This is a genomic window from Streptomyces sp. SM1 (assembly GCF_002910825.1).
GTDB lineage: Bacteria > Actinomycetota > Actinomycetes > Streptomycetales > Streptomycetaceae > Streptomyces > Streptomyces okerensis.
In genome coordinates this window covers 1-11,425 of record NZ_NEUB01000715.1, presented here as the reverse complement: position 1 = coordinate 11,425, position 11,425 = coordinate 1, and the positions used below count along the sequence as shown (strand labels likewise).

The following is an 11,425-nucleotide window of genomic DNA, read 5'->3' as shown; positions in this document are numbered from 1 at the left end:
CCTCGCCTCCTACGCCGGACTGGCCCCCACCACGAAGCAGTCGGGCACCTCCATCCACGGCGAACACGCACCCCGAGGCGGCAACCGGCAACTCAAACGGGCGATGTTCCTGTCCGCCTTCGCCTGCATGAACGCCGACCCGGCCTCCCGCACCTACTACGACCGCCAGCGAGCCCGCGGCAAGACCCACACCCAAGCCCTCCTCCGCCTCGCCCGCCAGCGCATCAGCGTCCTGTTCGCCATGCTCCGCGACGGCACCTTCTACGAACCCCGGACACCGAAAGACGTCGAGCTCGCCGCATAACCCCAGCAACACCGAACCACCCCAAACCCGACAAGGGTGCCTTGACGAAGGACATAGAGGCACCCCCCCGGCTTACCTCGAGACAGCATTTCCAACGGAGCAGTTGTGCCGGCGCTTCAGCCGACGAGAGGGCACAGCACGTGCGGGCGACGGTCGAAAACGGGTTGCTCGCCTGTGCGGGTGGTGGATGCAATGTCCGGCATGGTGACCGAGGTCCGCCCTCCGCGGCGGGATGAAATGGCTGCGTACTACCGGACATTGCCGTTCGCCAACGGGTTGCCGCACTGGGAGCCCGCGGACGCCGCCTGGCACGGTGGCCCGGAGCCGTGGCCCGCGCAACGCCCGCCGGCGAGCGCCGAGCAGCTCGAGAAGCTGGCCGCAGCCGACACCGCGGACGATTCGTTCCATCCGATCGCGGTATTCGTCGACGGCAGGTGTGTCGGCGGATCGGCGGCCATCTCCTTCGAGGTGACGGTCCCCGGCGGGAGATCGGCGAAGATGGCGGGCGTCACTGCTACCGGAGTCATCGCGGCACATCGCCGGCGGGGTCACCTGCGGCGGATGATACAAGCCATGTTCGCTGCGGCCCTGGAGCGCGGCGAGCCGCTGGCGATGCTCAGCGCCAGCGAGGGAAGCATCTACGGGCGGTTCGGTTTCTCGCCCGCGACCTATCGCACCCGGTGGGAGCTGACCCGTCACGAAGCGGCGCTCCTTCCCGCGGAACCTGATTCCGGGTCGCTCGAGCTGATCGACGCGGTGCAGGCGAGGAAGGCCTGGCCTCGGGTGCATGCGGGCATGCGGGCCCGCCGCGTCGGGGAGCTCAGCCCTCCCCCGCGGCACTGGGAGGGACTGTCCGACGAAGCCGTCGGTACAGACGGACCGCTCCGGTTTCTCGCCCACCGCGACCGTCACGGCGATGTGGACGGCATCGCCAACTTCCGCCTGCCGTGGTCCGCGACCAGGGACCGTGCCGGAACGCTCGTGGTGCAGGCCCTCGAGGCGACGAACCCCGTGGCCTACCGTGCGCTGTGGGGACTGTTGATCGACTTCGACCTCACCAAAACGGTCGTCGCGCCCGGCCGTCCGCGCGACGAACCCCTGCGACGGATGCTCACGAACCCGCGGGCGATGCGCATCACCCGCGAGACGGACAACCTCTGGGCACGTCTTCTCGACGTCCCTCGGGCCCTGACGCAACGCTCGTACCACACGCCCGGCGAACTGACGTTCAGTATCACCGACGACCGGATCTGCCCGGCCAACAACGGGACATGGCGTGTGACGGCAGACGACAGCGCCGTGACGTGCGTTGCGACCGACGCACCGGCAGACCTGACCATCACCCTCCCCGCGCTCAGCTCGCTCTACCTCGGCGGTATGTCGGCTGGCCACCTGGCGTACGCGGGACACATCACTCAGCACACCGACGGCGCCACCGGACGACTGACCCGGATGTTCCGCACCGACCCCGAACCGCACAACTCCTTCGGCTTCTGAGCCCGTCGATGTCCCAGCGGTGTACTGGGCGGTTCACGACAGGCCCTCGTCGGGACCCGGAGCGGTGGGGCCGTACGCCTCGCCGCCCGGCACCTTGCCCGCGTGCACCACCCGGCGCCCGCCTCATGACCGGACCCCGCCAACCGCCCTGCTCGGTCACGGGAGCGGACGGGGATATCCGGTCAACCGGTGAACGGAGCAAGGTGGCAGGCTCCAGGCTGCTGCGGGCCATGGCGTTGTGACACAGGCTGATGCTGGTGAAACCGAGGTGCCTCGGCGGGCATCGGCCGGGTAGTGTGCGGGCCATGTCGAGTCCTGAGTCAGACACGGTGGGGGCTTCCGGTCACGCCGTCAGCCCCCTGGACCACTGAGCTCGTAGCCCTGCCGTCGCACCGCATCCTGTGGTGGGACGCGTGTGCCTCCGGGGCCGGCCGCGGTGACGAGATGACCTTCTCGTACCTCTCCTCACCTCGGAGCCACTCGATGCCTCTCCCGCTGTATCTGCTTGCCATGGCGGTCTTCGCCATGGGCACCTCGGAGTTCATGCTCTCCGGTCTCCTGCCGGACCTCGCCTCGGATCTCGACGTCACCGTCGGGACGGCAGGCGTGCTCACCTCGGCCTTCGCGGTCGGCATGATCGTCGGCGCCCCCCTGGTGGCCGCGTTCGCCCGCAACTGGTCCAGGCGCTCCAGCCTTCTCGGGTTCATCCTCGCTTTCTCCGCAGCCCACGTCGCGGGCGCACTCACCGCGAGCTTTCCGGTGCTGATCGCCACCCGGATCGTCGCCGCGCTCGCGAACGCAGGGTTCCTCGCGGTCGCTCTGACCGCTGCCGCCGCGCTGGTCCCACCCGACAAGAAGGGACGTGCGCTGGCCGTGCTGCTGTCGGGCACGACGGTCGCCACGATCGCCGGTGTCCCCGGTGGGTCGGTACTCGGCACATTGCTCGGCTGGCGAGCCACGTTCTGGGCTGTCGCCGCCCTGTGTCTGCCCGCAGCCCTCGGCGTCCTGAAAGGGATCCCGACGGAACGTGAGCAGGCAGAGACGACTGGCGGGCCGACCTTGCGAGGGGAACTGGCCCAGCTCACACGGCCGGCGTTGATTGCGGTGATGCTGCTCGGCGCGCTGGTGAACGCGGCCACCTTCGCAAGCTTCACCTTCCTCGCCCCCGTGGTGACCGGCACCGCCGGGCTGGGCGAGCTGTGGATCTCCGTCGTGCTGGTGCTCTTCGGTGCCGGTTCCCTCCTCGGGGTCACCGTCGCCGGCCGGCTGTCCGACCGGCGCCCCGGTCCGGTCCTCGCAACCGGTGGTCCGCTGCTGCTCATCGGCTGGCCGTCCCTGGCGCTGCTGGCCGACGAGCCGGTCGCCCTGTTCACCCTCGTGTTCCTGCAGGGCGCGCTCTCGTTCGCGCTGGGCAGCACACTGATCACGCGGGTCCTGTACGAGGCCGCGGGAGCCCCCACCATGGCCGGCTCCTACGCGACCGCGGCCCTCAACGTCGGAGCTGCCGCCGGCCCCCTCATCGCCGCTGCCACCCTCAGCACCCCGGCCGGGAACCTGGGGCCGCTCTGGGCCAGCTGCGTCCTCGTCGCTGTCGCGCTGCTCATCGCGTTCCCCCTCCGCGCTGTGGTCGCGGCCGGTCGACGTACCGAGGTTCTCCAGTGACGCATGCGGACGCTTCCTCGACCGCCGAGGGACGCCGAAGGCTCGTCGAGCGCCTGTGGAGGGTGCCGTGACGCCTGCCGTGGTCAAGGGCCTGCGCGGCCCCTGCCCACGGCTCCTCCCCCGCGATGGCCATACTCTTCCTCATGCTCGCTCTTTCTGTCGCAGCCGGTCTGCTCCTCGCGGCCTGCACAGCGACCTGGGCTGCCGAACAGACGCTGCGTCGTACTCGTCAGCAGAGCGGATACGGACGGTACGCGCCCTGGGTCCACCCGGGCGGCCGGCTCACTGCACCGCTGAACTGGGTGGCCAACAGCAGACTGCTGCGGGCTGTGGGCGAGCACACTCCGTCGGTGGCGTTCGTCAGTGACATCACGGACGTCGTCTATGTGAACTACGTGGTGGATGCCGAGCGCATCGCACCGCTGATCCCTCCAGGCCTGGAGTTGCAACGCATAGGTGAGGCCGCTGACCGGGCCATGGTGACCTTCCTGACCTACCGCCACGGGCACCTGGGGCCGGCGCTGCTCGGCCGGTGGCGACGGCTGCTGCCCTCGCCGTTGCAGAGCAACTGGCGTGTGTACGTACGCCACCGTCGCACCGGTGCCATGGGGGTCTACTTCCTGAGCACCGCCATCGATCGCACCTCTCACGCCCTCGGCGCCCGCATGGCAGCCGAGGCGCTGCCGATGCACGTTCCCGAACGGGCATCGCTGGTCACCTCGGAGGACGGCCGCGTCGACCTGCTCCTGGATCCGGGGCACGGCACCGCGCCGGACGCTGAGGCCCACCTCTGTCCGCTGCCCCGATGGCCGACGGACGGCCCGTGGCGCGACGCATTCTCCGACTACGCGCAGATGCTGGCCTACTGCGTCCCCCAGGACCGTGCACTGTCGGTACAGCCATGGCACGGGCAGGTGACCCGGCAGGAGATCTCCCTGGGCATCCCTGTGGCAGCGTGCAAAGCGCTCACCGGAGCGGTCGTCTCCGCTGCGGCCGACGCCCTGGTCTGCGGCGCCGAACCTTTCGCGTTTCTGGTACCCGTGGTGAGGTTTCGCTTCGAGACGGAGGAGCACGACCCGATCTGACGGATGCTGCCCTCACGCTACGCCGCGCAGTCGGCCTGGTGCCCGGTGGTTGCGGAGCGGCAGCCCGGACCCGCGCCGGATTAACCCTGCGGCGCACATCTTCGGCAAGATGGGCGCATGGCCGACATCCGCACACCCCGCCTCCTCCTCCGTGACTGGCACGAGGACGACCTCGCGCCGATGGCCGACATCAACGCGGACCCGCAGGTCATGCGCTGGATCGACGACGGCTCGGTGCGCGACCTGGACCACACCGCCGAAGACATCGAGCGGTGGGAGGAGGAGTGGGACGAGGAGGGGTTCGGACTCTTCGCCGTCGAGCTGCTGGCCTCGGGCGAGCTGATCGGCTTCACGGGACTGTCCGTGCCCGAGTTCCTGCCGGACGTGATGCCCGCCGTGGCGATCAGCTGGCGGCTCGGCTCACAGTTCTGGGGCCAGGGCTACGCGTCCGAAGCCGCCCAGGCCACACTGGAGTTCGCGCTCCAGGACCGCGGCCTCGACCGAGTCGTCAGTATCAGCCGGGTAGGCGACAACGCCTCGGAGAACGTCATCCGCAAGCTCGGCATGGTGCTCGAGCGGGAGACGGCACACCCGGTGTACGGCTACCCGCTGCACGTCCACGCCATCGACCTCACGGAGTTCCAGGCCTGAACCGGCCCAGCCGGCGAGCCGCCCGCCACCTTGATCCAGCGCCGCGGGACCGGGGGGTCCGGCGCGCCGGGTCGAGTGAGGAGCAGCGGTATCTGCGGCTCCCCCGCTGAGCCACGCAAGGGAGCGAGCGTCTTGGGCACCGTGCCCGGTGACGCCCCAGGACCCGCGTGGACCGGTGGTCCAAGAGACGCCCTTGTCCGGCCGCCCCGGCGCAAATGAAGAGGAGACCGACCAGACGGTATGCGAAAGGGGCCCGTCACCTCTAGACTTCTGCCCGGCACCTCCCCCACCGGGGCCGGAGCGCCGCCCACCACGAGAAGGAGGAGTTCATGGCCGTCGATCCTCGGGGAGTCGATCTCGCACGGTTGATGGCGGAGGATCCTGGTGGTCCCGTCGTCATGCTCAACCTGCTGCGCTTCGCTCCGGACGGCCGCGCCTCCTACGAGGAGTATTCACGACGGACGGCCGCCTTCCTGAAACGGTACGGAGGGGAACTGCTCTACGCCGGCGACGGCGGCACTCCTCTGGTTGCCGAGGACGGGCAGGCCTGGGACGCGGTACTGCTCGTCCGCTATCCCGATCGCGCGGCGTTCAGCAGCATGGTGGCTGACCCCGAGTACCAGGAGATCACCGGCCTGCGCTCCCGGGCATTGACCGAGGCCGTACTCCAACCGACCAGCCCTTGGTGATTCAACCGCGACGGACAGTCACGGAGCCGACGGCGGCTACCGCGGCACCGGCCGCTGGGGATCGAGTCCCAGAAGGCATTCGACCTGATGGAGCAGCGGTTTCCCGGAACCGCTGCCGATGGTGCGACCGCCCGGATCGTGTTCGTCGCGCCGAGCGGGGAGCAGATCACCGCCCCCGGGAGCAAGCGGGCCGTCGCGAAGAGCGTGGCCTTCCTGGCAGAGGGCCCGCAAGTCGTGAGCGTGTCCGACCCGTTCCGGTCGAAGACGCTGAGCAGGGACGGTCGGACGGCGTATGCGACCGTCACCTTCGAGGTCGGGGCCAAGGAACTCACCGATGACAGCAGGAACCGGCTGCGGGAGGCGGTTCACGGCGCTCGGGATGCCGGACTGACCGTCGAGGTGGGCGGAAGTGCCCTGAACGGGGGCGGCGGGCCGGGCGGGGCGGCCGAGCTGATCGGTGTCGCCGTGGCCGCCGTCGTCCCCCTGCCGGTCACCTTCGGTTCGCTCGCCGCGGCCGGGCTGCCGCTGCTGACCGCCCTGATCGGCGTCGGGGTCAGCCTGGCCGGCATCCTGGCACTGGCCCACGCACTGGACCTGTCCGCGACGACGAGCATCCTGGCGATGATGCTGGGCCTCGCGGTCGGCATCGACTACGCCCTGTTCGTCGTCTCCCGCTACCGCGAGGAGCGCGCCAAGGGCCGTGCGCCGCAAGAGGCCGCCGGGTGCGCGGTCGGCACGGCCGGGTGCGCGGTGGTGTTCGCCGGGCTCACCGTGGTCATCGCGCTGGCCGGACTGGCGGTGGTGGGTATCCCGATGCTCACCAAGATGGGCCTGGCCGCGGCCGGCGCGGTCACCGTCGCCGTGCTGATCGCCCTGACTCTGGTCCCGGCGCTCCTCGGTTTCTGGCCGAACGCCGTTCTCACGCGGCGGGCCCGCAGGGAGGGACGGATCGAGGAGCAGGGCACCCGGAACAACTGGGCCTCCTGACCACCTTCGAGACCGAGGACTACGTCGCCCGGGCCCTGCACGCCGGTGCCAGCGGCTTCCCCGGCAAGGACGTCACCACCGACACCTACCCTGCTCGCCGGCCTGCGCACGATCGCCTCCGGCGAGGCCCTCCTGTCCCCCGCCGCCACCCGCACCCTCATCGCGAACTTCCTCATGACACCCGCCCCCGGCACGCGGGTCGTGTCCGCACGACATCTGTCGGACCTCACGGCTCGCGAACGCTAAACCGAGACACTCACACTCAGCCCGCTGACCGTACGCACCCACATCTACCGCGCGATGGCGAAACTGGGCGCCCGCGACCGCGCCCAGCTGGTCGTCATCGCCTATCAGACAGGCCTGGTGCAGGTGACTCCGCCCACGCCCTGACCACGCACGGGCACTTCGGCCGAACACCGGGGCTGCCGCTCCCCCGCCTTCACCGGCATCGCCCGGGGACTCGTTGGACCGGACGGTCTCTCAGGCGTCCGTGAGGAGGGGGTCGTACGGGGTGCTCGTGCGGCGCGCGGACATGAAGGAGAGGAAGTCGCTCACGAAGGCGCTCCGGCCGTAGGTTCCGTCACCAGTGGTGAGGTCGCGGTGGAAGGCGGTGCGGAAGAGGGTCCGGTACTCCTCCGCGTCGATGGTTCCGCTGCCGTCCTTGTCGGTGGCGTCGAAGAGCACCTCGGCGACGCGGATGAGCGCGGGTCCGGCGAGTGAGGGGACCGCGGCGGCGTACTCGTCGGCGCTGACACGGCCGTCGCCGTCGGTGTCGAGGGCGGCCTGGAGTTCGCGCCACCAGGCGGCGAAGGCGTCGTAGAGCCGGGTCTCCTCGGGCTCGTCCAGGTCCAGGCGGGTGGAGAGTTCCCGGGCCATGGCGGCGAGGTCGGGCCAGTCGAGGTGGCCGTCGCCGGTCTGGTCCAGAACCTGGCGGAAGAACTCGTTCGCCGAGCGCCGCCCCTCCCCCGTGTCCGCCGCGGACGCCGGTTCCGCACCGGGGTCGCCGCCCAGTGGGCTGAGGAGGCGCAGCAGGGCCGATGCCCGCTTCATGCGGCCGCGCAGGGCGGTCACGGTGCGGGCGCGGGGGTCGTCGCTCCCTGGTGGGAGGGAGAGGAGCTCGATGACGCTCTCGGCATTGAGCCAGCCCTCGGGCAGGAAGCGGGCCAGGCCCGCGGTGAGGTAGGCGCCCTGCATGAGGGTCTGGGCGCCGGGCATCTCCGGCAGGCCGGCCCGGCGCCGGTACGCCTCGGGGAGCGAGGCGACGGTGATCGCGCCGAGAAGCGGTCCGACGACGGCCCGGCCTGCCGCCCACAGCGTCGGCGCGCCGTCGAGCAGCGCCGGGGCTGGCAGGTGGTCGAAGAGCCGGTAGAGGATGACGCGGGCGGCCTCGGTGTTCTCCAACTCGTTCTCGACGACCTGGTCGAAGTACGGCCAGAAGTCGGCAAGTTCTTCCGGGAGTTCACGTGCGTCCCCGTCGAGGGCGGCCAGGAACGCCCGGTACTCGGCGTACATCCGTTCCATCGCGTCCTGGTCGAGGGGCTGGCCGCTCAGCCGGCACATGGTGACGGCGCTCTCGAAGAGGGTGGCGACCACCCAGGCACGGGTGGCGCGGTCCATCGCGTCGTAGGGTCGGCCCCGGGAGTCCGAGCCGCTCATGCGGGCGTGCAGCCGGTTGAGGCGGGCCGCCTCCCGCTCGCGCACCGCGGGTTCGGTGCCGAACATGCGGCGCATGCTGAGGAAGGTGTTGCGGAGCCGGCGCCAGGGGTGGGCGACGAAGGTGGAGTTGTCGGCGAGGGCGGCGCCGATCTGCGGGTGGGCCGCCTCCAGCACGGTCGCCCGGATGATGGCGAGCGCCCAGCGCGGGTCGTCGAAGAAGGCGCGGAACTGGGAATCGGACCCGAACAGCGGGTTCGCGTCGGCCGGTGGGGTGGTGCCTGTGGGGGTCACGCCGGTCGTTCCGGTCGTCATCGTGGCTCTCCGTTCGTCTCGGGCGGCAGGCCGCCGAAGCGGCGGTCGCGGCACCGGTAGGTGTGCAGGCAGGCGAGGAAGTCGGCGGCCCGGAAGTCCGGCCAGAGCTGTTCGGGGAAGACCCACTCGGCGTAGGCGACCTTCCAGAGCATGAAGTTGGAGATGCGCTGCTCGCCGGAGGTACGGATGACGAGGTCCACGTCCGGGGTGTCGGGGAACGGCAGGTGCTCGGCGAACAGTTGCTCGGTCACCTCGTCCACGGGCGTCCCGCTGCGGATCAGCGACCGCGCGGCCTCGACGATGTCCCGGCGCCCGCCGTGGTCGAAGGCCACGGTCAGCGTCATGCCCCGGTTGTCGCCGGTGAGCGTCGTCAGGTCGTCGAAGTCCCGGGACAGTTCACGGGGGATGCGCGGGTCGGCAGCCCCGAGGAAGCGGCAGCGGACGCCGCGCGCGAGCAGGAGCGGCGCGTGCTTCCGCACGACCCGGCGGACCAGGCGCATGAGGTAGTCGACCTCGGAGCCGGGCCGGTTCCAGTTCTCGGTGGAGAAGGCGTACAGGCTGAGCCAACCGACGCCTGCGGACCGGGCCGTTTCGATGATGTCGATGACGGTGGCCTCGGCGGCCCGGTGGCCCTCCGTGCGTGGCAGCGAACGCCGTTGTGCCCAGCGGCCGTTGCCGTCCATCACACACGCCACGTGCCGGGGTACCGCACGCACCGCTCCGTCACCCCGCGGCGGACCACCCACCTCGTCGTCCTGACGCTCCCGGCACGGCCGGTCCGCCGTCGCACCGCCTTCGTCCGGGACGCCTCGATCTGTCGCGCCCGGCCCCACCCCGTCCGGAACAGTGCTGTCGGTCGTGCCGAGTTCGGTCACACTCACCCCGCCTCATCCGCGCCCCCACCAGTGCGTCGCCTGCCGGGAGTCTCGCAGCACGGGCAGTCCCCGAGAGACCGATACGGGGGACCATCACCCTTGGCTCGTACGTCCGAGTCCCGGCACGATGGTGTCGGACGGCTCCCTTCTGGTCACCGTGATCGGCGGCCCCGTACGCCCGGTGGGTGAACCGTCTTGTGCAGAAGTCGACGTCGCGCTTCGGCGGCCCGGGCGTCCCCGGTTGATTCGGGCCCGTGCTCAGCAACTGTCGTCCGGGACACCACGTTGAAACGTTCGGCCTTCTGGATCACGCTGACGCTGTCCTCGGCCATCGCGGCGATCGGGGTGCTCACGGATTCGACGGCCACCGTGGTCGGCGCGATGATCATCGCTCCGCTGTCGACACCGGTCATGGGTGTTGCCCTGGGCTCCGTGCAGCGCCGCCGTGCCGGATCGGCCTGGGTCACGTTTCGACTCTCCGGGTCGACACCTGGGCCTCCGGGGCCGGCTGCTTCAGCGTCATGATCCCGCCAACACCTCGGACGGCTCGTCCGTGGGACCTGTCCCCGAGTGGTGGACACCTCTGAGCCCGGCCCCGGCAGGGGCCGGGTAGGAGGGATCTCTTATGGTGATGAAGGTCTACTCGCCCGAGTTCAAGGCGGACGCTGTCGCGCTGTACCTGTCGGACCCGAGCCACACCTTCGAGGGCATCGGCAAGGATCTGGGGATCAGCCGCGAGACGCTGCGTAACCGGGTACGGGCCGAACGGGCCCGCCACGGCGGTGGCAGCAGGACGAGCACGAGCACGGAGATGAGCACGGTGGATTCCCCGCCGACGGCCGAAGAGCTTCAGGTCGAGAACGAGGCCCTGCGCCGGGAGCTGGCGGCAGCGCGCAAGGAGATGCACAAGCTCGCCGCCGAACGTGACATTCTCCGCAAGGCTACGAAGTTTTCGCACAAGAGATGACCTGGTGATCAACCGCTTCCAGTTCATCGAGGACCACCACCGCGCCTGGGGCGTGAAGCGGTTGTGTCACGTGCTGGAGGTCGCGCGCTCCAGTTTCTACAAGTGGCGGGCGGGCCGCGAGGCCCGTGCCGCACGCGAGCGGGCCGACGCCGCTCTCGCCGAGCGGATCAGGGCCGTGCACACCGAGTGGGACGGCACCTACGGCCGCCCGAGGATCACCGCCGAGCTGCGCGAGGACGGTGAGCACGTGAACCACAAACGTGTCGGGCGGGTGATGCGGAAGTTCGGTATCGCCGGGCTGCGGCTGCGCAAGCGCCAGGTCACCACGGTGCCCGAACCGTCCGCCACGCCGGTGCCGGATCTGTTGGATCGTGACTTCACCGCGAGTGCGCCGAACACGAAGTACGTCGGCGACATCACCTACCTGCCGGTGGGCGACGGCGAGTTTCTGTACCTGGCGACGGTGACCGACTGCTTCTCACGCCGTCTGGTGGGCTGGTCGATCGCCGATCACATGCGCACCTCGCTGGTCACCGACGCGCTCCGGGCGGCCGCCTGGGTCCGCGGCAGCCTGGCCGGCGCCGTCTTCCACAGTGATCACGGAGCGCAGTACACGTCTCGCGAATTCGCTGTCGCCTGCGCCGAGTTGGGTGTCACACAGTCCATGGGCGCGGTCGGCGCGAGCGCGGACAACGCACTCGCCGAGTCGTTCAACGCGGCCCTCAAACGCGAGACACTGC

Annotated in this window: 11 protein-coding genes and 2 pseudogenes; 10 read left to right on the top strand and 3 right to left on the bottom strand. The window is 70.3% G+C overall.

What is annotated here, in order from left to right; translation table 11 throughout:
* The 8 genes and pseudogenes from B9S61_RS20415 to B9S61_RS20380 form a co-directional block, all read left to right on the top strand.
* On the top strand, positions 1–304 hold a 304-nt coding region (locus B9S61_RS20415), incomplete at its 5' end, for a transposase (protein ID WP_146064897.1).
* Between the two features lie 105 nt (positions 305–409).
* Entirely contained in the window at positions 410–1,801 is a 1,392-nt protein-coding gene (locus tag B9S61_RS20410; RefSeq protein ID WP_258039755.1) for a GNAT family N-acetyltransferase, read from the top strand.
* A 483-nt stretch (positions 1,802–2,284) separates the two neighbouring features.
* Positions 2,285–3,463: a Cmx/CmrA family chloramphenicol efflux MFS transporter gene (locus B9S61_RS20405; protein ID WP_103543549.1), complete on the top strand. Its 1,179-nt coding sequence runs from the start codon at positions 2,285–2,287 to the stop codon at positions 3,461–3,463.
* A 143-nt stretch (positions 3,464–3,606) separates the two neighbouring features.
* A complete protein-coding gene (locus tag B9S61_RS20400; RefSeq protein ID WP_219819936.1) occupies positions 3,607–4,548 on the top strand; it encodes a DUF2071 domain-containing protein in 942 nt (313 codons plus the stop codon).
* Between the two features lie 117 nt (positions 4,549–4,665).
* Positions 4,666–5,199, top strand: coding sequence for a GNAT family N-acetyltransferase (locus B9S61_RS20395; protein ID WP_103543547.1), 534 nt, complete (start codon positions 4,666–4,668; stop codon positions 5,197–5,199).
* 329 nt (positions 5,200–5,528) lie between these two features.
* Positions 5,529–5,888, top strand: coding sequence for a DUF1330 domain-containing protein (locus B9S61_RS20390; RefSeq protein ID WP_103543546.1), 360 nt, complete (start codon positions 5,529–5,531; stop codon positions 5,886–5,888).
* 57 nt (positions 5,889–5,945) lie between these two features.
* A pseudogene (locus B9S61_RS20385) lies at positions 5,946–6,860 on the top strand (MMPL family transporter); the annotation flags it as partial.
* 8 nt (positions 6,861–6,868) lie between these two features.
* A pseudogene (locus B9S61_RS20380) lies at positions 6,869–7,265 on the top strand (DNA-binding response regulator); the annotation flags it as partial.
* Between the two features lie 90 nt (positions 7,266–7,355).
* Here the strand turns inward: B9S61_RS20380 and B9S61_RS20375 are convergent.
* From B9S61_RS20375 to B9S61_RS43300, 3 genes are all read right to left on the bottom strand, one after another.
* A complete protein-coding gene (locus tag B9S61_RS20375; RefSeq protein ID WP_103543545.1) occupies positions 7,356–8,843 on the bottom strand; it encodes an oxygenase MpaB family protein in 1,488 nt (495 codons plus the stop codon).
* Positions 8,840–9,559 carry a polyprenyl diphosphate synthase gene (gene uppS, locus B9S61_RS20370; RefSeq protein ID WP_103543551.1) on the bottom strand — a complete coding sequence of 240 codons (720 nt, stop codon included), beginning with the start codon at positions 9,557–9,559 and terminating at the stop codon, positions 8,840–8,842. The genes B9S61_RS20375 and uppS overlap by 4 nt, the downstream gene beginning before the upstream one ends.
* 311 nt (positions 9,560–9,870) lie before the next feature.
* A complete protein-coding gene (locus B9S61_RS43300) occupies positions 9,871–10,131 on the bottom strand; it encodes a hypothetical protein (RefSeq protein ID WP_181007452.1) in 261 nt (86 codons plus the stop codon).
* A 212-nt stretch (positions 10,132–10,343) separates the two neighbouring features.
* On the opposite strand from B9S61_RS43300, the gene B9S61_RS43510 reads away from it, so the two are divergent.
* A complete protein-coding gene (locus B9S61_RS43510) occupies positions 10,344–10,685 on the top strand; it encodes a transposase (RefSeq protein WP_103543526.1) in 342 nt (113 codons plus the stop codon).
* Between the two features lie 4 nt (positions 10,686–10,689).
* Positions 10,690–11,425 (top strand): IS3 family transposase (locus B9S61_RS20355; RefSeq protein ID WP_107499713.1); only part of this gene is annotated, 736 nt, incomplete at its 3' end.